At 63.3% G+C, this 23,462-nt stretch carries 11 protein-coding genes; 7 read left to right on the top strand and 4 right to left on the bottom strand.

Features of this window, described 5'->3' with window-relative positions:
- Window positions 1–285 precede the first annotated feature (285 nt).
- Both PSEUDOMOFG3G_RS17795 and PSEUDOMOFG3G_RS17790 read left to right on the top strand, forming a co-directional pair.
- Window positions 286–13,272, top strand: coding sequence for a non-ribosomal peptide synthetase (locus PSEUDOMOFG3G_RS17795; RefSeq protein ID WP_139050751.1), 12,987 nt, complete (start codon window positions 286–288; stop codon window positions 13,270–13,272).
- Between the two features lie 198 nt (window positions 13,273–13,470).
- Complete coding sequence (locus PSEUDOMOFG3G_RS17790) at window positions 13,471–14,277, top strand: alpha/beta fold hydrolase (protein WP_139050749.1); 807 nt, start codon at window positions 13,471–13,473, stop codon at window positions 14,275–14,277.
- Between the two features lie 122 nt (window positions 14,278–14,399).
- Here PSEUDOMOFG3G_RS17790 and dsbG read toward each other — a convergent pair whose 3' ends face one another.
- From dsbG to dsbD, 3 genes are read right to left on the bottom strand one after another with little or no spacing between them, the layout of a single operon-like run.
- Window positions 14,400–15,167, bottom strand: a complete 768-nt coding sequence (gene dsbG / locus PSEUDOMOFG3G_RS17785) for a thiol:disulfide interchange protein DsbG (protein WP_139050748.1) — start codon at window positions 15,165–15,167, stop codon at window positions 14,400–14,402.
- Window positions 15,143–16,012, bottom strand: a complete 870-nt coding sequence (locus tag PSEUDOMOFG3G_RS17780) for a TlpA disulfide reductase family protein (RefSeq protein WP_139050747.1) — start codon at window positions 16,010–16,012, stop codon at window positions 15,143–15,145. The genes dsbG and PSEUDOMOFG3G_RS17780 overlap by 25 nt, the downstream gene beginning before the upstream one ends.
- Window positions 16,012–17,739: a protein-disulfide reductase DsbD gene (gene dsbD / locus PSEUDOMOFG3G_RS17775; RefSeq protein ID WP_139050746.1), complete on the bottom strand. Its 1,728-nt coding sequence runs from the start codon at window positions 17,737–17,739 to the stop codon at window positions 16,012–16,014. Before dsbD ends, PSEUDOMOFG3G_RS17780 begins: the two co-directional genes overlap by 1 nt.
- Window positions 17,740–17,914: 175 nt before the next feature.
- Here dsbD and PSEUDOMOFG3G_RS17770 point away from each other — a divergent pair, with 175 nt between their 5' ends.
- From PSEUDOMOFG3G_RS17770 to PSEUDOMOFG3G_RS17750, 5 genes are all read left to right on the top strand, one after another.
- The gene (locus PSEUDOMOFG3G_RS17770; RefSeq protein ID WP_139050745.1) at window positions 17,915–18,595 is read left to right on the top strand and encodes a response regulator; all 681 of its coding nucleotides are present in this window, start codon (window positions 17,915–17,917) and stop codon (window positions 18,593–18,595) included.
- Window positions 18,592–19,914, top strand: coding sequence for an ATP-binding protein (locus PSEUDOMOFG3G_RS17765; protein ID WP_107322189.1), 1,323 nt, complete (start codon window positions 18,592–18,594; stop codon window positions 19,912–19,914). Before PSEUDOMOFG3G_RS17770 ends, PSEUDOMOFG3G_RS17765 begins: the two co-directional genes overlap by 4 nt.
- Before the next feature lie 116 nt (window positions 19,915–20,030).
- Complete coding sequence (locus PSEUDOMOFG3G_RS17760; protein WP_139050744.1) at window positions 20,031–20,537, top strand: GNAT family N-acetyltransferase; 507 nt, start codon at window positions 20,031–20,033, stop codon at window positions 20,535–20,537.
- A 118-nt stretch (window positions 20,538–20,655) separates the two neighbouring features.
- A complete protein-coding gene (locus tag PSEUDOMOFG3G_RS17755; protein WP_047227280.1) occupies window positions 20,656–22,068 on the top strand; it encodes an aspartate aminotransferase family protein in 1,413 nt (470 codons plus the stop codon).
- 84 nt (window positions 22,069–22,152) lie between these two features.
- Window positions 22,153–22,380, top strand: coding sequence for an MbtH family protein (locus PSEUDOMOFG3G_RS17750; protein ID WP_047227138.1), 228 nt, complete (start codon window positions 22,153–22,155; stop codon window positions 22,378–22,380).
- A gap of 140 nt (window positions 22,381–22,520) precedes the next feature.
- Here the strand turns inward: PSEUDOMOFG3G_RS17750 and PSEUDOMOFG3G_RS17745 are convergent, their stop codons facing one another.
- Complete coding sequence (locus PSEUDOMOFG3G_RS17745) at window positions 22,521–23,339, bottom strand: pyruvate, water dikinase regulatory protein (RefSeq protein ID WP_003199510.1); 819 nt, start codon at window positions 23,337–23,339, stop codon at window positions 22,521–22,523.
- Between the last annotated feature and the right edge of the window lie 123 nt (window positions 23,340–23,462).

Below are 23,462 nucleotides of genomic sequence, written 5' to 3'. Positions count from 1 at the left end.
CTGTCCGACTCGTCCTGCATATCGAGCGACAAATTAGGCTGAATGATAATGATTGTCAATTGAGAAGAAGAATTATTGATGCTGAGAAGTCCAGCGTGAGAACTGCGACCCGTTGCCGCGGTGTTCTGCTTTCCGGCGGGTCTGGATCAAGAGGCCGCTGACTAATTATTTGCCGGCGGTATCCGTTCTCAGGGATGAAGGTTTCGGGCGGCAGTCCCGATACCGAACCGCATTCCGCAGGCCACCAGATACCACTAGCAAGCCGAATTTCAGGCAGGAAACCTCATGACCGACGCGTTCGAACTCCCCAGCACCCTGGCTCATGCCCTTCAGCGCCGCGCCGCGTTGTCGCCGGACCGTGTGGCCTTGCGCTTCCTTGCCGACGTTCCGGAGCAAAGTGTTGTACTGAGTTATCGCGACCTGGACCTGCGTGCCCGGACCATCGCCGCCGCCTTGCAGGCCGAAGCGGCGTTTGGTGACCGTGCGGTTTTGCTGTTTCCCAGTGGCCCGGACTACGTCGCGGCGTTTTTTGGCTGTCTGTACGCGGGTGTGATCGCGGTGCCGGCCTATCCGCCGGAGTCCGCCCGTCGCCACCACCAGGAACGCCTGCTGTCGATCATTGCCGATGCCGAGCCGCGTCTATTGCTCACCCGCAGCGATCTACGCGAGCCGCTGCAAGCCATCGAGTCGGCTCCGCCGGTGCTGTGCGTCGATACCCTTGATCCGGCCCGCGCCGGGCAATGGCTGCAACCGAATCTGCAGGACCATGACATCGCTTTCCTGCAATACACCTCTGGCTCCACCGCATTGCCCAAGGGGGTGCAGGTCAGCCATGGCAACCTGGTGGCCAACGAATTATTGATCCGCCACGGCTTCGGCATCGATCTGAACCCTGACGACGTGATCGTCAGCTGGCTACCGCTGTACCACGACATGGGCCTGATCGGCGGCCTGTTGCAGCCGGTTTTCAGCGGTGTGCCCTGCGTATTGATGTCGCCCGCATACTTTCTGGCCCGGCCATTGCGCTGGTTGGAGGCGATCAGCGAATACGGCGGCACCATCAGCGGCGGCCCGGACTTCGCCTATCGGCTATGCAGCGAGCGGGTCAGTGAGTCGGCGCTCAAGCGCCTCGACCTGAGCGGCTGGCGCGTGGCTTATTCAGGCTCCGAGCCGATTCGTCTCGACAGCCTGGAACGCTTTGCCGAGAAATTCGCGCCGTGCGGCTTCACGCCGGACAGTTTCATGGCGTCCTATGGCCTGGCTGAAGCGACCTTGTTCGTCGCGGGCACACCGCGCAGTCAAGGCATCCCGTCGTTGCAAATGGACGACACGGCACTGGCGCACCACCGTGCCGAGCCAGGGCAGGGCTGTACGGTGATGAGTTGCGGCGTGAGCCAGCCCGGGCATGCGGTGCTGATCGTCGAGCCCAACACCTTGCAGCCGCTGACCGACAACCGGGTCGGCGAAGTCTGGGCCTGCGGGCCGAGCATTGCGCATGGCTACTGGCGAAACCCTGAGGCCAGCGCCAAGACATTCGTCCAGCACGATGGCCGCACCTGGCTGCGCACCGGCGACTTGGGTTTCCTGCGTGAGGGTGAGCTGTTCATTACCGGCCGCCTGAAGGACCTGATGATCGTGCGCGGTCATAACCTCTACCCCCAGGACATCGAGCAAACCATCGAGCGGGAAGTGGAAGTCGTGCGCAAGGGCCGGGTGGCGGCGTTCGCGGTCGACGCTGGCGGCGAGGAAGGCATCGGCATCGCGGCGGAAATCAGCCGCAGCGTGCAGAAGATCCTGCCACCCGAAGCGTTGATCAAAGCCATTCGCCAGGCGGTGGCCGAAGCCTGTCAGCAAGCGCCGAGTGTGGTGGTGTTGCTCAATCCGGGCGCGTTGCCCAAGACCTCCAGCGGCAAGTTGCAACGCTCGGCCTGTCGGACCCGATGGGCCGACGGCAGTCTTGACAGTTATGCGCTGTTCCCCTCAGTCGCGGTTGAAGCAAGCCCTGACGCTCGCTCGTCATCGCCGTTGCAAACATTGATCGGCCAAGTCTGGTGCGAGCAGTTGCAGATTGAACACGTCCATGGCGACGATCATTTCTTCCTGTTGGGCGGTAACTCCATCGCCGCTACTCAAGTGGTCGCACGGCTGCAAGAGCGGCTGGGGCTGGCGCTGAATCTGCGCTTGTTGTTCGAAGCGCCGACCCTCGCAGCGTTCACGGCAGCGGTGGCGAATCAGCAACAGGCAGGGGGCGAGGCCCAAGGCGTGATCAGCCCGTTGCCGCGCCACGAAGCGTTGCCGCAATCCCTTGCCCAGAATCGGTTGTGGATCACCTGGCAACTGGATCCGGCGAGCAGCGCCTACACCATCCCCGGCGGCTTGCACCTGCACGGTGAGTTGGACGAAGACGCACTACGGGCCAGTTTCCAGCAACTGCTCGAACGCCACGAAGCCCTGCGCACACGATTTCTGGAGCGCGAGGGTGTCGCCCTGCAACAGGTCGATCCGGCCGGTGAGTTCAAGCTGCGCGTGATCGACCTCAGCGACCTGCCCGCCGACCAACGCGAAGCCCAGGCGCGGCAGATGCGTGACGATGAAGCGGCGCTGCTGTTCGATTTGCAGAAGGGCCCACTGTGGCGGGTCACCTTGTTGCGTCTCGATGAGGGTGACCACCAATTGTTGGTCACGCTACACCACATCATCGCCGACGGCTGGTCGATGAGCGTACTGATCGATGAGTTTGCCCGGTTGTATGCTGCTGCATGCCAGGGGCAGGTCGCCGCGTTGGCGCCGTTGCCATTGCAGTACGCCGACTACGGCAGTTGGCAGCGCCAGTGGTTGGCTCAAGGGGAGGCCGAGCGGCAACTGACATACTGGAAACAGCAACTGGGCGACGAACATCCGACCCTCGCCCTGAGCACGGACCATCCCCGCAGTGCGCAACGCCAGCGCAGCGCCGCCCGCCATAGTCTGCGCCTGGACAAAGGCCTCGGCGATGCCTTGCGCCAAGTGGCCCAGGCCCACGATGCAACCCCGTTCATGCTGTTGCTGGCGGCCTTCCAGGCGCTGTTACAGCGTTACACCGGCCAATCCGACATCCGCATCGGCGTGCCCAACGCCAACCGTCCACGCCTGGAGACCCAGGGGCTGATCGGCTTTTTCATCAATACCCAGGTGCTGCGCGGGCAGATCGATTCGCGCCAGCCGTTTGCCGCACTGTTGGCCCAGGCCCGGGAGGCCACGCTCGGTGCCCAGGCCCATCAGGACCTGCCGTTCGAACAACTGCTCGAAGCGTTCCCCCAGGCGCGCGAGCAAGGTCTGTTCCAGGTGATGTTCAACCATCAACAGCGAGACCTGAGCGCCTTGCGTCGTTTGCCGGGGCTGTTGGCCGAGGAGTTGCCGTGGCACAGCCGCGAAGCCAAGTTCGACCTGCAACTGCACAGCGAAGAGGATCGCAACGGCCGGCTGACGCTGTCGTTCGACTACGCCGACGAGCTGTTCGAGGCTCCGACCATCGCGCGGTTGGCGATGCATTACTGCAACCTGTTGCACGCGGTCTGTGCCGATCCGCAGCAGGCCATCGGCGATGTGCCGTTATTGAGCGCCGATGAATACACCCAACAGCAGCAGTGGGGCGCGGCCCCGTGCGCGCCGGCCGGCCAATGGCTACCGGAGCTGTTGAACGAGCAGGCCCGGCGCACGCCGCAACGCACTGCGCTGCTGTGGGACGATGGCTGCCTGGATTACGCCGAGCTGCACACCCAGGCCAATCGCCTGGCCCATTACCTGCGCGACAAAGGCGTCGGTCCGGACGTGTGCGTGGCGATTGCCGCCGAGCGTTCGCCGCAGTTGCTCATCGGTGTCCTGGCGATCCTCAAGGCCGGCGGCGCCTACGTGCCGCTGGATGCCGATTACCCGGCCGAGCGTTTGGCCTACATGCTCAAGGACAGCGGCGTCGATCTGCTGCTGACGCAAACTGCATTGCTTGAACGCTTGCCCCTCTGCGAGGGCGTCAGCGTCATCGCCATGGATGCCTTGCACCTGGAGCAATGGCCGAGCAACCCGCCGGGCTTGCACCTGGATGGCGATCACCTGGCCTACGTGATTTACACGTCCGGCTCCACCGGCCAACCCAAAGGCGTCGGCAACACCCATGCCGCCCTGGCCGAGCGACTGCAATGGATGCAGGACACTTACGGGCTGGACGAAACCGATGTGTTGATGCAAAAGGCGCCGATCAGTTTCGACGTGTCGGTGTGGGAGTGTTTCTGGCCGCTGATCACCGGTTGCCAACTGGTGCTGGCCGGCCCTGGCGAACACCGTGACCCGCACCGCATCGCGCAGTTGGTCCAACAATTTGGCGTGACCACGCTGCACTTCGTGCCGCCGCTGCTCAGCCTGTTTATCGACGAGCCCCTGAGCGCCCGCTGCACCAGCCTGCGCCGGGTCTTCTGTGGCGGTGAGGCCTTGCCGGCCGAACTGCGCAACCGCGTGCTGGCGCAGCTGCCGTCGGCGCAATTGCACAACCGTTATGGCCCGACCGAAACCGCCATCAACGTCACCCACTGGCATTGCAGCGTCGCCGACGGCGAGCGTTCGCCCATCGGCCGGCCGCTGGGCAATGTGGTGTGCCGCGTGCTCGACAGTGAACTCAACCCCGTGCCCGCCGGTGTGCCGGGTGAATTGTGTATCGGCGGCCTGGGGCTGGCTCGGGGTTACCTCGGGCGTCCGGGTTTGAGCGCCGAGCGCTTTATCGCCGACCCGCTGGGTGTGGCGGGCACGCGGTTGTATCGCAGCGGTGACCGGGTGCGCTGGAGCGCCGATGGCGTGATCGAATACCTTGGCCGTCTCGACCAACAGGTCAAGCTGCGTGGCTTCAGGGTCGAACCACAGGAAATCGAAGCGCGGCTGCTGGCCCAGGACGGCGTGGCCCAAGTGGCGGTGCTGGTACGCGAGACCTCGGCCGGCCCGCAACTGATCGGCTATTACACCGCTTGCGATGTCGGGCAAGATCAGGACCTCCAAAACGCCCGACTCAACGCCGCCCTGGCCGCCGAACTGCCGGACTACATGGTGCCCGCGCAATTGCTGCGCCTGGACGCCATGCCCCTGAGCCCCAGCGGCAAACTCGACCGGCGTGCCTTGCCCGAACCGCACTGGCAAGTACGTGAACACGTCGAGCCGGTCAGTGCCCTCGAGCAGCAGGTCGCTGGCATTTGGCGCGACGTGCTGGGGCTCGACCGCATCGGTCTGCGGGACGACTTTTTTGCCCTGGGCGGTCATTCGCTGCTGGCGACCCAGATCATTTCCCGCACCCGCCAGGCCTGCGATATCGAGCTGCCGTTGCGCACCTTGTTCGAGGCCAGCGAGTTGGGTGCGTTCGCCGAACAGGTGCGCTTGATAAAGGCCAGCGGCCAGACCAACCGGCAACCGCCGATCGAGAAGGTCGATCGCAGCCAACCGGTGCCGTTGTCTTATTCCCAGCAGCGCATGTGGTTCCTCTGGCAAATGGAGCCCGACAGCCCGGCCTACAACGTCGGCGGCATGGCGCGGTTGCGCGGGGTGCTGGATGTCGGGCGTTTCGAGGCGGCGTTGCAGGCGTTGGTCCTGCGCCATGAAACCCTGCGCACCACTTTCCCCAGCGTCGATGGCGTGCCCCGGCAACAGGTGCACGCCAACACCGGCCTGCGCATGGACTGGCAAGATTTCTCGACGTTGGCCGTCGATATTCGCCAACAGCGGGTGCAGCAACTGGCCGACAGCGAAGCCCACAAACCCTTCGACCTGGAAACCGGGCCATTGCTGCGGGTCTGTCTGGTCAAGACCGCCGAGCAGGAACATTATCTGGTGCTGACCCTGCACCACATCGTCACCGAAGGCTGGGCAATGGATATTTTTGCCCGGGAACTGAGTGCGCTGTACGAAGCCTTTATCGACGACCGTGAATCGCCACTGGAACCCTTGCCGGTGCAGTATCTGGACTACAGCGTCTGGCAGCGCCAGTGGCTGGAGTCTGGCGAGCGTCAACGGCAACTGGACTACTGGACCGCACAACTGGGTCGCGAACACCCGTTGCTCGAATTGCCGGGCGACCGTCCGCGTCCGCTGGTGCAAAGCCATCGCGGTGAATTGTTCCGATTCGACCTCAGTGATGATCTCGCCTCCCGAGTCCGCGCCTTCAACGCGCAACAGGGCTTGACCCTGTTCATGACCATGACCGCCGCCCTGGCCGTGCTGCTTTATCGCTACAGCGGCCAGACCGACCTGCGCATCGGCGCGCCGGTGGCCAACCGCATCCGTCCGGAAAGCGAAGGGCTGATCGGTGCGTTCCTCAATACCCAGGTACTGCGCTGCCAGCTCGATGGGCAAATGTCGGTGGCTGAGTTGTTCGAGCAGGTGCGTCAGACGGTGATCGAAGGCCAGTCCCATCAGGATTTGCCGTTCGATCATCTGGTCGAAGCCCTGCAACCACCGCGCAGTGCCGCGTACAACCCGCTGTTCCAGGTGATGTGCAACGTGCAGCGCTGGGAGTTCCAGCAGAGCCGCACGCTGGCCGGGATGAGCGTCGAATACCTGGCCAACGACGCCCGGGCCACCAAGTTCGACCTGAATCTGGAAGTCACCGACCTGGACCATCGCCTGGGTTGTTGCCTGACCTACAGCACCGACCTGTTCGACGAACCGCGCATCGCCCGCATGGCCGGACACTGGCGCAATCTGCTGGAGGCACTGCTGGCCGATCCGACCCAGCGGCTAAGCGAATTGCCGTTGCTCGATGCCCGCGAGCAGCAACAGATGCTCGACAGCCTCGGCGTCGAACCCGGCGAACACCGCCTGGATCAATGCATCCATCAACTGTTCAGCGAACAGGCCCTGGCGCGCCCCGACGCACCGGCCCTGACCTTTGCTGGGCAGACCCTGAGTTACGCCGAACTCGAACGCCGTGCCAACCGCCTGGCCTGGATGCTGCGCGAGCGCGGCGTCGGGCCGCAGGTGCGGGTGGGCCTGGCCCTGGAACGGTCGCTGGAGATGGTCGTTGGCCTGTTGGCGATCCTCAAGGCCGGCGGCGCCTACGTGCCGCTGGACCCGGAATACCCGCTGGACCGTTTGCATTACATGATCCAAGACAGTGGCCTCGGTCTGCTGCTAAGCGACCGGGCGATGTTCCAGGCCTTGGGCCCATTGCCGGCCGGTGTAAGGGGCTGGTGTCTGGAGGACGATAGCCCGGCCCTGGCCGGCTACCCGGACCAGGCACCGCCGCTGATCAACCTGCCGCAGCATCAGGCCTACCTGATCTACACCTCAGGTTCCACTGGCAAGCCCAAGGGCGTGGTGGTGTCCCACGGTGAAATCGCCATGCACTGCCAGGCGGTGATCCAGCGTTTTGGCATGCGCCCGGACGATTGCGAGCTGCATTTCTATTCCATCAACTTCGACGCCGCCACCGAGCGCCTGCTGGTGCCGCTGCTCAGCGGTGCCCAGGTGGTGCTGCGCGCACAAGGGCAGTGGGACGCCGAACAGATCTGCGGGCTGATTCGCGAACAGCGCATCAACATCCTCGGCTTCACCCCCAGCTACGGCAGCCAGTTGGCGCAATGGCTGGCGACCCAGGGACAAACCCTGCCGGTGCGCATGTGCATCACCGGTGGCGAAGCCCTGACCGGCGAGCATTTGCAACGCATCCGGGCGGCGTTCAAGCCGAGCCTGTTCTTCAACGCCTATGGCCCGACCGAAACCGTGGTCATGCCACTGGCGAGCCTGGCCCCTGAGCAACTGGAAGAGGGCGCGGCGAGTGTGCCGATTGGCAGCGTGATCGGCGCGCGGGTGGCCTATATCCTCGATGCCGACCTGGCTCTGGTGCCCCAAGGTGCCACCGGGGAGTTGTACGTCGGCGGCGCGGGATTGGCCCAGGGCTATCACCAGCGTCCGGGCATGACCGCCGAACGCTTCGTCGCCGATCCGTTTGCCGCCGATGGTGGACGGCTGTACCGCACCGGTGACCTGGTGCGCCAGCGCGTCGATGGTCAGGTGGAATATTTGGGACGGATCGACCATCAGGTGAAGATTCGCGGTTTCCGCATCGAACTGGGGGAAATCGAAAGCCGCCTGCTGGAACATGACGCTGTGCGCGAGGCGGTGGTACTGGCGCTCGATCTGCCAGGCGGCAAGCAACTGGCCGGCTATCTGGTAACCGACGTCGTTGAACAGGACACCGAGCAACATGCGGCCCTGCGCGAAGCGCTGAAAAATCACCTCAAGGCTCAACTGCCGGACTACATGGTGCCCAACCACCTGATCCTGCTGGCGAGCATGCCGCTGACCGCCAATGGCAAGCTCGACCGGCGTGCCTTGCCAATGCCGGATCCTGAGTTCAATCGCCAACATTACCTGGCACCGAGCAGTGCCCTGGAGCAGGCCCTGGCGGCGATCTGGTGCGACGTACTGAACGTGAAGCAGGTCGGCCTGAACGACAACTTCTTCGAACTGGGTGGCGACTCGATCCTGTCCATCCAGGTTGTCAGCCGTGCCCGGCAACAGGGCATTCACTTCACGCCCCGCGACCTGTTCCAGCACCAGACCGTGCAGGCCCTGGCCTGTGTCGCCAGCCACAGTCAGTCAGTGAGCGCTGAGCAGGGGCTGCTCGCCGGTGAGTCGGCGCTTACGCCGATCCAGCATTGGTTCTTCGATAGCAGGATTGCCAACCGTCACCACTGGAACCAGGCGTTGTTGCTGGAGCCGGCCATCACCCTGCAACCCTCCGTGCTGGAACAGGCACTGCGCAGCGTTTTCCAACAGCACGATGCGTTGCGCCTGGGCTTTGCCGAAATGGCCGGGCATTGGCGCGCCGAGCACCGACCATTGTCCGAAGCGGCGCTGTTGTGGCAGGTGGACGTGGAGAGTGAGCAGGCCTGTGAAACGGTGTTTGCCCAGACGCAGCGCAGCCTGAATCTGTCGAGCGGACCTTTGCTGCGCGCGGTGTTGGCGCAGTTGCCCGATGGCCGCCAACGTCTGCTGATCGTGATCCATCACCTGGTCGTTGATGGTGTGTCGTGGCGGGTGTTGATGGATGACCTGCAAACGCTCTACCGCCAGATCAGCGCCGGGCAAACCGCAGACCTGCCGGCCAAGACCAGCCCGTTCCGGGATTGGGCCGCGCGCTTGCAGGCCTACGCCGGCAGCGAGTCGCTGCGCGAGGAACTGGGTTGGTGGCAAGCGCGGTTGAGCGGCCCGGATGTGGCGCTGCCCTGCGCCCATCCTGACGGCGGGCTTGAGGAGCGTCACGCCGAAACCGTCAGCGTGCGTCTGGACGCCGAGCGCACCGGGCAGCTGTTGCAACAGGCACCGCGGGCCTACCGCACCCAGGTCAACGACCTGCTGCTCACCGCCCTGGCCCGGGTGCTGTGTCGCTGGAGCGGCCACGAATCGGCGCTGATCCAGCTCGAAGGGCACGGCCGTGAGGCGCTGTTCGATGACATCGACCTGACCCGTACGGTGGGTTGGTTCACCAGCGTTTATCCGCTGCGCCTGAGCCCGGCGGGTGACGACTTCGGCACCTCGATCAAGGCCATCAAGGAACAACTGCGCGCGGTGCCTCACAGGGGCCTCGGTTACGGCGTGCTGCGCTACCTGGCTGACGCCGCGACGCGCCAGGCGATGGCCGGCCTGCCGCACGCGGCGATCACCTTCAACTACCTGGGGCAGCTCGATCAGACCCTGGGCCACGACGCGCTGTTCCAGCCGCTGGACGCTGCGTTGGGGGCGATCCACGACCCCGATGCGCCGCTGCCCAACGAGCTGAGTGTCGACAGTCAGGTCAGCGGCGGCGAGCTGGTGCTGCGCTGGACGTTCAGCACTGAGCGGCACGATCGCCAGGCCATCGCTGCGCTGGCCGATGCCTACCTCAATGAGCTGCAGGGCCTGATCGAACATTGCCTGACGGACGCGGCGGGCGGCCTGACGCCCTCGGACTTCCCCCTGGCGAAACTGACCCAGGCCCAACTCGACAGCCTGCCGGTGCCAGCCGCGCAGATCGAAGACGTCTACCCGCTGACGCCGATGCAGGAGGGCATGCTGCTGCACACCTTGCTGGAGCCGGGCACGGGCCTGTACTACATGCAGGACCGCTACCGCATCAACAGCGAACTGGATCGGCAACGTTTCGCTCAAGCCTGGCAAGCCGTGATCGCTCGTCACGAAGCCTTGCGCGCGTCGTTCTGCTGGAATGTCGGCGAAGAAATGCTGCAAATCATCCACAAGCCTGGCAGCACGCCAGTGGATTATCTGGACTGGTGTGAAGTGCCCGAGGATCAGCAGGACGCCAAACTCCAGGCGTTGCTCAAGCACGAGCGCGAGGCCGGTTTCGATCTGTTGAACCAGGCCCCGTTCCATTTGCGCCTGATCCGGGTTGGCGCGGCGCGTTACTGGTTCATGATTTGCAACCACCACATCCTGATCGATGCCTGGTGCCGTTCGTTGCTGATGGAGGATTTCTTCGAGATCTACACCGCCCTTGGCGAACACCGCGAACCGCGACTGGCCGAGCCGCCGCGTTATCGCGATTACATCGGCTGGTTACAACACCAGAGTCTGGCCGAGGCGCGGCAATGGTGGACGCGCAACCTGCAAGGTTTCGAACGGACCACGCCGATCCCCACCGACCGGCCGTTGCTGCGTGAACACGCCGGTGACAGCGGCGGCATGATTGTCGGTGACTGCTACACCCGCCTCGATGTCCACGACGGTGCCCGGTTGCGCGAACTGGCCCAGGCTCACCAACTGACGGTCAACACCTTCGCCCAGGCCGCGTGGGCGCTGGTGCTGCGGCGGGTGAGCGGCGATCGGGACGTGCTGTTCGGCGTCACCGTGGCCGGACGCCCGGTGGAACTGCCGCAAATGCAACGCACCGTCGGCCTGTTCATCAACAGCATCGCCTTGCGCGTGCGGATGCCCGACGATCATCAGCGTTGCAGTGTGCGCCAATGGCTCAGTGAGTTGCTCGACAGCAACATGCAACTGCGCGAGTACGAATACCTGCCATTGGTGAGCATCCAGGAAGTCAGCGAACTGCCCAAGGGCCAACCGTTGTTTGACAGTCTGTTCGTGTTTGAGAACGCGCCGGTGGAAGTTTCGGTGTTGGATCGCGCCCAAAGCCTCAACGCCACCTCTGACTCGGGCCGCACCCACACCAACTTCCCGCTCACGGCGGTCTGCTACCCGGGGGATGACTTGGGGTTGCATCTGTCCTACGACCAGCGTTACTTCGATGAATCCACTGTCCAGGGCTTGCTGGGTGAGTTCAAGCGCTTGCTGCTGGCACTGATGGAAGGTTTTCACGGTGACATGGCCGAGCTGCCGCTGATTGGCGCCCAGGAGCAGGACTTCCTGATCGAAGGCTGCAACCAGAGCGAGCGTGCCTATGCGTTGGAGCAAAGTTACGTCGAGCTGTTCGAGGCCCGGGTCGCGGCCCATCCGCAACGGGTGGCCGCCACCTGCCTGGACAGGACGTACAGCTACGCCGAGTTGAATGCACGGAGCAACCGCCTCGGCCATGCCTTGATCGCGTCGGGCGTGGGCCTCGATCAACCGGTGGCGTTGCTGGCCGAGCGCGACCTGGACCTGCTCGGCATGATCATCGGCAGCTTCAAGGCCGGTGCCGGTTACCTGCCGCTGGACCCAGGCCTGCCGAGTCAGCGTCTGAGCCGCATCATTGAGCTGAGCCGCACGCCGCTGCTGGTCTGCACCCAGGCCTGTCATGCCCAGGCGCTGGCGCTGCTGGACGAGTTCGCCTGTTCCGGGCGACCGAAGTTGCTGGTGTGGGAAAGTATCCAGGCCAGCGATGTTTCGCAGCAAAACCCTGGCATCTACAGCGGCCCGGACAACCTGGCGTACGTGATCTACACCTCGGGCTCCACCGGGTTGCCCAAAGGCGTCATGGTGGAACAACGCGGCATGCTCAACAACCAGCTCAGCAAGGTGCCGTACCTAGCCTTGAGCGAGACTGACGTGATCGCCCAGACCGCCTCCCAGAGTTTCGACATTTCCGTCTGGCAGTTCCTCGCCGCGCCGTTGTTCGGCGCCGGGGTGGACATCGTGCCCAACGTTATCGCCCACGACCCGCAAGGGCTGCTCGAGCATGTGCAACGCCAGGCCATCACGGTGCTGGAAAGCGTGCCGTCACTGATCCAGGGCATGCTCGCCCAGGACCGCATCGGCCTGGACGGCCTGCGCTGGATGCTGCCCACTGGTGAAGCGATGCCGCCGGAGCTGGCCCATCAATGGTTGTTGCGTTACCCGGACATTGGCCTGGTAAACGCCTATGGCCCGGCGGAATGCTCCGATGACGTGGCGTTCTTCCGGGTCGACATGGCCTCGACCCGTGGCAGCTACCTGCCGATTGGTACGCCCACCGACAACAACCGTTTGTACTTGCTTGATGGTGCGCTGGACCTGGTGCCGCTGGGTGCGGTGGGCGAGTTGTGCGTGGCAGGCACCGGGGTAGGGCGCGGTTACGTCAGTGATCCATTGCGCACTGCCCCAGTGTTTGTGCCCAACCCGTTTGGGGCGCCAGGGGAGCGCTTGTACCGCACTGGTGACCTGGCGCGGCGGCGTCGCGATGGCGTGCTGGAGTACGTCGGACGCATCGATCATCAGGTAAAGATTCGTGGTTACCGCATCGAACTGGGGGAAATCGAAGCGCGCTTGCATGAACAGCCCGAGGTGCGCGATGGCGCGGTGGGGGTGCAGGAAGGCGCCAACGGCAAGCATCTGGTGGGCTATCTGGTCGCCGCCGATTCGGCATTGAAGCCGACCGAACGCCTGGAACGCATCAAGCAGCATCTGCGCGCCGAACTGCCGGAGTACATGGTACCGCTGCACTGGCTGTGGCTTGAGCGCTTGCCCCTCAACGCCAACGGCAAACTCGACCGCAACGCCTTGCCGGCCCTGGAAATCGGCCAGTTGCACAGCCAGGATTACCAGGCGCCAGGCAATGAGCTGGAGCAGACCCTGGCGGACATCTGGGCCCAGGTGCTCAAGGTCGAGCGGGTGGGGGTGCGAGACAATTTCTTCGAACTGGGCGGCCACTCGTTGCTGGCGACGCAAATCGCCTCGCGGGTACAAAAGGCCCTGCAACGCAATGTGCCGCTGCGGGCGATGTTCGAGTGCAGCACGGTGCAGGAATTGGCCGAATACATCGATGGGTTGGCGGCGAGCGAAATCACCGAGGAGAAGGTGGATCGGTTGAATGATTTGATGGCGCAATTGGAAGGATTGTAGTTCTGCGGCGTCTATAAGAGGCCTCATCGCGAGCAGGCTCGCTCCCACAATGGATTTGTGATCGACGCAAATCCCCGGTGGGAGCGAGCCTGCTCGCGATGGCGTCATTACTAACACCGCAAAGCCCAAGGTTGACGCCTCGCCCCGTACGGCTCAGTCTCCCAAGGCTTTTTCTCCATTCAACACAAGGAGGTCTCAATGCCTTTTGCAACCCTTGATGGGCAATCACTTCACTACCTGGACCAAGGCCAGGGCCCGGTGGTGCTGCTGGGCAGCAGCTACCTGTGGGATCACACCATGTGGGCGCCGCAGATCGAGGCACTGTCCCGGCATTACCGGGTGATCGCCCTGGACCTTTGGGGCCACGGCCAGTCCGGGCGTTTGCCTGAGGGCATGACGTCCCTGGACGATCTGGCTCGCCAGGCACTGGCGTTGATGGATCATCTGGAGGTCGATTGCTTCAGTCTGGTGGGGCTTTCGGTGGGCGGGATGTGGGGCGCACGGCTGGCGCTGATGGCGCCCAAGCGGCTTGAGGCGTTGGTGTTGATGGATACTTACGTGGGGGTCGAACCTGAACCGACTCGCCAGTATTACTTTTCGCTGTTCGACAAGATCGAAGCCAGCGGCAGCATCCCCGAGCCGTTGCTGGACATTGTCGTGCCGATCTTTTTCCGGCCGGGCATTGATCCGCAGTCAGCGCTCTACCAGCAGTTTCGCGCCACACTGGCCGCACTGCCGACCGACCGCCTGCGCGACAGTATCGTGCCGTTGGGACGGATCATTTTTGGTCGGGACGATATCCTGCCGCGCCTGCCTGAGCTCGACGCCACGCGCACCCTGGTGATGTGCGGCGACCAGGACAAACCGCGACCACCGTCCGAGGCGCTGGAAATGGCTGAGCTGATCGGCTGCCCGCATGTGCTGATTCCAGAGGCAGGGCATATCTCCAACCTGGAAAACCCTGAATTCGTCACCCGAGCCTTGCTGGAGTTTCTGCGCAGATGACCTGACGCCATCGCGAGCAGGCTCGCTCCCACATTTTGATCTGTGCCTGACGCTGATTTTGTCGTCGCCACACATCCCCTGTGGGAGCGAGCCTGCTCGCGATGAGGCCCTCTAGGTCGATCTCACTTCGGCCCGAGAATCTTCACCAGCTTGTCCGGCGACGGTGCGCCTTGCTGCTGTTGCAGTTCGCCCTTGTCATCCAGGTAGAAAATCGCCGGGGTGGCGGACAGTTCCAGTTCTTCCATCAACTGCAGATTGGTGTCCAGTTTTGCCTGGATGGCCGGCGGTATGTTCTTGAGGGGTTTGAGCGCGCTGCCCTTGCCGGCCTTCTCGTGGGTTTCCAAGGCCTGCTCAGGGTCCTTGGCCGCCAGCAATGCGGCGGATTTTCCTGGGCTGTCTTCACGGATGATGCCCACCATGATGTGGCGTAACTGCACCTTGCCGGCTTTGACCCATGGCCGTGCCTGTTCCCAGAACATGTTGCAGTACGGGCAGTTCGGGTCACTGAACAGATAGACGGTGCGCGGCGCGTCCTTGCTGCCGTCGGCGATCCAGTTGCTCGCTTCCATCTTCCCCCAGATGGCCTTGGCCATTGGGGCATAGACCAGCTTTTGCAGCGGCTCGGCGCTCAGGTCCTTGCCGTCGGCGTCGTACAGGTTGCCCAGCAAGACATGCTGGCCATCGGGTGTCAGGTACAGCGCCATCCCACGGTTCTGGTATTGCGCCGCGTAACCGCGCAATCCGTCCGGCGCCTCGAACGTGCCGACGATTTTCGCGCCCTTGGCTTCGATTTTCTTGATGGCCGCGGGCAGTTCTTCGGCGTGCAGCAGCGGTGCCTGCGACAGCGTGGCGGCGACGGCCAGGGTCAGCAAGTGGCGGAGGCGGGGCATGAGGGTTTCCTTGTGGCGGAGTGGGGAGCCGAGGTTGAATCCGGCGTTTCGAAGTTCTCCAGGGCGCGGGCCAGGCTCGCTTCTGACAATTCGCCCAAGTGACTGTCCAGCAGGCGGCCGTCGGCGCTGTAGAACAAGGTGGTTGGCAGTGCCATGGAACCGACGGCTTGACCGAGGCGACCGCTGCCATCAAACAGCACGTTGTCCAGGCTCAAGCCCTGGGTGGCCAGATAAGTGCTGACGCTTTGCATGCTTTCGGCCTGGTTGACGAACAGGAACGTCAGGTCCGGGCGCTGCTGCTGGGCCTCTTCCAGCACGGGCATTTCGCGCCGGCAGGGTGGGCACCACGTGGCCCAGAGGTTGATCACCAGGGGCCCGCCCTGATAATCGGTGAGTTTCACCGTCTCGCCGTTGGCGTTACGCAGATTGATTTCCGGCAGTCGGGTGCCTTGTTCATAGATCGTCAACGACATCGTCGCCACCAGCCAGAACAACAGGCCGCTGCCCACGCCGAAACCCAACGGCCGGCGCAAGGCCGGTCGGTGCCGGCTCCACAGCAACGCGCCAATCACCAGCGCGACAATCCCCGGCCAGGCCAGGAAACCGCCGTCGCGCAGGTCGACGATCTGCCACAGGTCATCCTGGTAGTGGTTCCAGTAGGCGGCGACGAAGCCGATCCGTGCGGCCAGAAGCCCCAGCAAAAACAGCACGAACAGCACCGATTCCGGGTTTTCGCCACCGCGCTTGGCTACTCGCCAGCCCACCAGGGTCGCCAGTGCCAACGCGCTGATCAGCAATAGATGGTTAAGCGCAATGGCAAAGGTGCCGAGGGTAAACGTCAGCATCAGCGCGCGTTCCGAGTCATGTTCCAGTGCTCCAGGAATTCCTTGGCATTGACTTCCCCGGTGATCCGCTGGCTGCGCCGCTCTTGACCGTCGGCGCCAATCCACAGCAGGCTCGGTGGCCCCGGCACTTGATAGCGGCCCAGCAGTTCGCGACTGGCGGCATTGTCGGCGGTGACGTCCAGACGCACCAGACGTACGTCTTTCAAGGCGTCCAGCACATCGGCGCGGCCGAACACCTGTTTTTCCATGATCTTGCAGGACACGCACCAGTCGGCGTAGTAGTCCAGCAGGACCCATTGGCCCTGGGCCTTGGCCGCATCCAGTTCCCGTTGCAGGGCGGCAGGCTCGCTGACCGTGATAAAGGCATCATGGGCGCTGACGGCCGAGCTTTCCGAGGTGCCTGCATAGACCTTCAGGGGCTGGAAGAAATCATCGCCGCCACCCGCCGCGCCGATCACCAGCAGGCTGCCCCACAGACCGAACAGCAGCGACGCGCTGCCGCATACATAGGCTGTGCGACCGAAACCTTCGGTCTGCCGCCAGGCGCTATAGGCGGCAATCAACAAGAGCGTGCCCCACAGGCCGATCCACAGCGAGCCGTCGATGACCGGGCGGATCATGAGGATCGCGGTGCCCAGGAACAGGAAACCGAACACGCCCTTGAGCACATTCATCCAGGCGCCGGGTTTGGGCAGGAAACGATTGCCCACGGTCACCAATAGCAACAGCGGCAGGCCAATGCCCACGCCCATGGCGAACAGGATCAGCCCGCCGTGCAACGCATTGCCGCTTTGGGCGATGTACAGCAGCGCACCGGCCAGCGGGGCAGTCATGCACGGGCCCACCAACAGGCCGGACAAGGCTCCGAGAATACCGGCGCCCACCAGGCTGCCGCCGCGGCGCTGGCGTCCGGCACTTTCCAGGCGGTCGCGCAGGGCGGCCGGTAACTGCAATTCGAAGAAACCGAACATCGGTAGCGCCAGCACCACGAAGATCGCCGCGAAAGTGCCCAGCAGCCACGGTTGTTGCAGCAGTGCCTGAAGGTTGGCCCCCAGCAGCGCGGCGATTACGCCCATGGCGGCATACACCAGGGCCATGCTGATCACGTAGCTGATGGCCAATGCCAATCCACGCCGAGGGCTGGCACCGCTGCCCACCACCACCCCGGCCAGGATCGGCAGCATGGGCAGCGAACACGGCGTAAACGCCAGCAACAGGCCCAGGCCAAAGAACACCAGCAGGCTCCAGCCCAAGGCCCGTTGCTGCAGGCCGCTGGCCAGGGCCTGGTCCGGCGCCTCGCCATTGGCAACCGCTGGTGCAGTGCCACCCAGGTCCACCACCTGGGTCTGGGGTGGATAGCACAAGCCCGCGTCGGCGCAGCCCTGGAAGCCGACCTTGATCTTGCCGGTGGCGCCGGCGGGAATCTTCAGTTCCAGCGCCTGACGATAAACCTGTTGATCGCCGAAAAACTCGTCGCTATGGGCTTCACCCTCCGGCAACTTCGGCTTTTGCGCCTCGGCAAGACCGTCGAATTTGAGTCGCTGCTGATACAGGTAGTAGCCGTCGGCAATCTGCCAGAACAACTGGGTTTCACCGGAGTCCAGGCGTTCGGAGGTGAACACGAAGGCCTTTTCCACCGGCAGGAAATCGGTTTTGGTCTCGAAGGGATTGGCGGCCTGGGCCAGGCCCGAGATCAGCAGCAGCCACAGCAAAAACAATCGACGCATGGATAAAGCCTTAGAACGGAGCAAGTGGAATGCACGATGGCGACTGGCGATTAACCGTCGATTAACCCGGCGACAATCGGCAGGTAGCAATGATCGCCCATGTTTGCCGTACTCGTCGCATAATGTCGGCTTAATCGGCCGGCGGCCTAATGTACCTTTTTCCACGGGGCTTACCATGCACGTACTGGTCTGCGAAGACGATGAGTTGATCGCCAGCGGGATCGTCGCCGGGCTGACGGCCCAGGGCCTGACCGTCGAACACGTCGCCACGGCGTCGGCGGCGCGGGCGATGGTTGGCGTGGCCCGGTTCGACGTCATGGTGCTGGACCTGGGGCTGCCCGACGAGGACGGCCTTAAATTGTTGCGCCAATTGCGCCAGCAAGGTCTGGAAATACCGGTGCTGATCCTCACCGCCCGGGACTCGGTGACCGACCGGGTCGACGGCTTGCAGGCCGGTGCCGATGATTATCTGCTCAAACCCTTTGATCTGCGTGAACTCGCGGCGCGCCTGCACACCTTGCTACGGCGCGTGGCGGGGCGCAGCGTCAATCTGATCGAGCACGGTCGCCTGACTTACGACCCCAGCAGCCGGGAAACCACCCTCGGCGGACAGCCGGTGGACCTTTCCCGGCGTGAGCAGTCATTGCTGCAGGCGCTGTTGCACAGTCGCGGTCGGGTCCTGTCCACCGAGCAACTCAAGGACAGTGTCTACGGGTTCAATGACGAACTGGAAAGCAACGCTCTCAACGTCCATATCCATCACCTGCGGCGCAAGCTCGGCAATGGCATTGTCGAGACGGTCCGCGGGCTGGGTTATCGGCTGGGGCCGGCCGACGGCGGGGAGTCCTCCAAGTGATGAGCCTGCGATTGCGCCTGAGTCTGACCCTCGGCGCGGCCTTCGCCCTGATCTGGGCCCTGGCGGCGGCGTGGATGCTCAGTGATCTGCGCAACCAGATGATGTTTTCCCTTGACCAGCGGCTGGTGGCTTCGGCGCGGATGGTCGCCGGGCTGCTGGAACAGATGCCATTGCCCAGCAAAGGGGAAGGCACGCACCTGAAAACCGAGCAGGTGAGCATTCCGGGGGGCATGGCTTGCCAGGTCAGCTCCTTGCGGGGGGAGATCCTGGCCCGCAGCCATGGCACTCCAGACCAAACCCTGGAAGCCGAGAAGCTGGGCTTTCACGACCAGATGATCGACGGCGCGCCCTGGCGCAGTTTCACCCTGGCCCGAGGGGATTTGCGCATCACCACCGCCGACCGCCAGATCGAACGCGAAGCCTTGAACATGTCGGTGCTGTTGGCGGCCTCGGTACCGGTCGGCGTGGCGCTGCTGGGCTGCCTGTGCCTGTTATGGCTGGGCATTGGCCAGGGCCTGGCGCCGCTCAATCGCATGCGCGATGCATTGATGCGACGCAATGCCGACTCCCTGGAGCCGTTGCAGATCCATCCGCTGCCCAGTGAACTGCGGCCGTTGCTGGAGACTCAGAACCAGCTGTTCCAGCGGATCGGCAAGACTATTGAGCGCGAGCGCCGGCTGACCGGTGATGCCGCCCATGAACTGCGCAGCCCATTGACGGCCATCAAGACTCACCTGCAAGTGGCGCGCATGACCGAAGGCGTCGCCCGCGATCAGTCCCTGGCCCGGGCCGAGGAGGGCGCCGACCGCTTGCACCGCACCCTCGAACAGTTGTTGCTGCTGGCCCGGGTCGAGGGCAGCCTGTCGTTCGACGATGGCGTGCAGTGCAACGCCGAGCAAGTGGCGCGACTGGCGATCCAGGATGCGACCGGCGGCGCTCCCCAGCGGATCAAGCTGCATTTGGCACCCGGGGTGTCCGACGCGCCGGTGCAAATGCCGGCGGTGCTTTCCATCGCCGCCTTGCGCAATCTGCTGGACAACGCCTTGCGGCATACGCCGGACGGGACCGAGGTGCAATTGAGCCTGGAAATGATTGGCCAGCGTGTACGCTTCCAGGTTCGCGATCATGGTCCCGGCATTGACGCCGACGATATCCAGTACCTGACCCAGCGCTTCTGGCGCAACGGCCAGAGCACCGGCTGCGGACTGGGGTTGGCGATTGTCCAGGCCATCGTCCAGCGTTGTGGTTGCGGTCTGCATTTCGACAGCCGTCCGGACGGATTGCGGGTTGAATTGACGATGCCTGTACAGGTGGGTTAACCCAGGTCTACCGGGGAGCTGCATACATCCGTTGTAACGACCTGCCATTGGCGCACCCACCTCATCCGAGGCTATGTTTTTCTCAGCTCGACTCAAGGACTGAGGAACACCGCGCCATGGAACCACTCATTGAAATCAGCACCGCCACCCCCAGCGATGCCGGCATCATCAGCCGGATCGCCGAACGCTCCATCCGCCTAGGATGTGCCGCCGAACACCGTAACGACCCGCGCATCGTGGCAGCCTGGATACGCCACAACACCCTCGCTCACCTACAACCCTTACTGCTCGACCCAAGGTTGCGCCTGACCCTGGCGCGTTTGCAGGGGCGGCTGGTGGGCACCGCCATGGCCTCGGTTTCAGGACGAATCGCGTTCTGCTATGTGCAACCGGAATGGTTTCGCCGCGGTGCCGGGCGAGCGCTGGTACGGGACATCGAGGCGTGGTTGCGCGGTCGCGGGGTCGTCCAGGCGACCCTCAACAGCACGCGCAGCAGCCATGGGTTCTATCGACATCTGGGGTTCAGGCAAAGCGCCGAGGCGTTCGCCATCGGCGGTGTCACCGCCATTGCCATGCACAAGCCACTGGTCGAGCCTGCGGGGGAAAGTTCGATTCCAGAGTAAATCCTTGCCGCGCCGGTGCGTTTCCACAACAGGAAACCTGCACGTGCGCCCCGACCGGATGCGCACCTGCCCGGTGTGCCATTTGGGTCACTACTACAGTGTATTGCGGGGTCGAGAGATGTCAGTCGCCAATAGTCTTATCGAAGCACAGCCGGCGCGGGTCAGTTGCGCGCCGACCGAGACGCTCTACCAATTCAACGAGTCGCCGCTGCTGGCCCGCCAGAGCCGGCAGGAGTCCAACGCCCGCAGCTATCCACGGCGCATTCCCTTGGCCCTCAAGCGCGCCAGGGGTTTGTATGTCGAGGACGTCGAGGGTCGCACTTTCATCGACTGCCTGGCCGGGGCCGGCACCCTGGCCCTGGGGCATAACCATCCGGTGGTGATCGAGGCGATCCAGCAGGTGCTGAGCGATGAGTTGCCTTTGCATACCCTGGACCTGACCACGCCGGTCAAGGATCGCTTCGTCCAGGACCTGTTCGGCCTGTTGCCGGCAGACCTTGCCGCCGAGGCGAAGATCCAATTCTGCGGCCCTACCGGTACTGATGCGGTGGAAGCGGCCCTCAAACTGGTGCGCACGGCCACCGGGCGCAGCACCGTGTTGTCGTTTCAGGGCGGTTATCACGGCATGAGCCAGGGGGCGCTGAGCCTGATGGGCAGCCTGGGACCGAAGAAACCCTTGGGCGCCTTGCTCGGCAACGGCGTGCAATTCATGCCTTACCCCTACGATTACCGTTGTCCGTTCGGTTTGGGCGGTGCCTCGGGGGTGAAGGCCAATCTGCATTATCTGGAAAACCTGCTGACCGACCCCGAGGCCGGCGTGCAATTGCCGGCGGCGGTGATCGTCGAGGTGGTGCAGGGCGAGGGCGGGGTCATACCGGCCGATCTGGATTGGTTGCGCGGGTTGCGGCGCATCACCGAGCAGGCGGGCGTGGCGTTGATTGTCGACGAGATCCAGAGTGGTTTTGGCCGCACCGGTAAAATGTTTGCGTTCGAACATGCCGGCATCATTCCTGACGTGGTGGTGCTGTCCAAGGCCATCGGCGGCAGCCTGCCGCTGGCGGTGGTGGTTTATCGCGACTGGCTCGACACCTGGCTGCCGGGAGCCCATGCCGGGACCTTCCGTGGCAATCAAATGGCCATGGCTGCCGGTTCCGCGGTGATGCGTTATCTGGTGGAACACAACCTGCCGGCCCACGCCAGCGCCATGGGCGATCGCTTGAGCGAACACCTGCACGTCCTGCAGCGGGATTTTGCGCAACTGGGCGATATCCGTGGACGCGGGCTGATGCTTGGCGTCGAACTGGTTGACCCGGCCGGAATGCCGGATGCCTTGGGCCACCCGCCGGTAGATGCGCGCTTGGCGCCACGGTTGCAACGTGAATGCCTCAAACGTGGGTTGATCCTGGAGTTGGGTGGCCGGCAGGGCGGCGTGGTGCGTTTCCTGCCGCCGCTGACCATCACGGCGACGGAGATCGACCGGGTTGCCGAAATTTTCGGACGCGCCTTGAAGGCTGCCGTTGCCCAAGCCTAATTTTCACCCGGCTCCAAACGTTCCTTTCATACCCTGGCTGCGCACGCGCCGCAGTGAACCTCGAACAAAGATGGAGAGACACCCATGACTTCAGTATTCGACCGCGAGGACATCGTCTTTCAGGTCGTGGTCAACCACGAAGAACAGTATTCGATCTGGCCTGAGTACAAAGCCATCCCCGAAGGTTGGCGTGCGGTTGGCAAAAGCGGCTTCAAAAAGGACTGCCTGGCCTACATCGAAGAAGTCTGGACCGACATGCGTCCCTTGAGCCTGCGCAAGAAAATGGATGAGCAGGTGGCTGTGGTTCACTGATTGCAGAGCATGTAAGAACGCCTCAACCCCTGTGGGAGCGAGCCTGCTCGCGATAGCGGAGTGCCAGCCAACATTAATGTTGCTGGTCCACCGCTATCGCGAGCAGGCTCGCTCCCACAGGGTTTTGTGTTGTTGCGGGTTTACTTGAACCGCCGCTCCACCCCTTTCTCCACCAGGATCTTCGCCGAAATCTCTTCCACGGAAAAATGCGTGGAGTTGATGTGGGGAATGTTCTCCCGCCGGAACAGGTTTTCTACCTCGCGCACTTCGAATTCGCACTGGGCGTAGCTCGAATAGCGGCTGTTGGGCTTGCGCTCGTTGCGGATCGCAGTGAGGCGATCCGGATCGATGGTCAAACCGAACAGCTTGTGCTGGTGGGCGCGCAGGGCGCTGGGCAGTTGCAGGCGCTCCATGTCGTCCTCGGTCAGCGGATAGTTGGCCGCGCGGATACCAAATTGCATCGCCATGTACAGGCACGTCGGCGTCTTACCACAGCGCGACACACCCACTAGGATCAAATCGGCCTTGTCGTAATAATGCGTACGGGCGCCATCATCGTTGTCCAGGGCGAAGTTGACCGCCTCGATGCGCTCCATGTAGTTGGAGTTATGACCAATGGAATGGGACTTGCCGACCGAGTAGGAGGAATGCTCGCTCAGCTCCTGCTCCAGAGGCGCCAGGAAGGTGGAAAAAATGTCGATCATGAAACCATTGGAGGTTGCGAGAATCTCACGGATGTCCTGATTGACGATGGTATCGAAGATAATCGGGCGGAAACCGTCGGTTTCGGCGGCTTTATTGATTTGCTGTACCATGGCCCGCGCCTTGTCGACACTGTCGATGTACGGACGTATGAATTTGGCGAAGGTAATGTTTTCGAATTGCGCCAACAGGCTTTGGCCCAGTGTTTCGGCTGTAATGCCGGTGCCGTCGGAGATAAAGAAAGCAGATCGTTTCATTTGCGCCTTGGGCCCTAGTGAGCTAGTGACGATTCTTGGATATGATAGGCGCGATTTGCCGGCCGCCAGTGGCCCGCATTCTCACTTATTTTCCAGGTCCAGGCCATATCGCCGGTATTCGCT

Source organism: Pseudomonas sp. FG-3G (genome assembly GCF_901007645.1).
In the GTDB taxonomy this organism is placed as follows: domain Bacteria; phylum Pseudomonadota; class Gammaproteobacteria; order Pseudomonadales; family Pseudomonadaceae; genus Aquipseudomonas; species Aquipseudomonas rhizophila.
The sequence above is the reverse complement of the archived record's forward strand: the minus strand, read 5'-3'. Positions and strand labels throughout refer to the sequence as shown.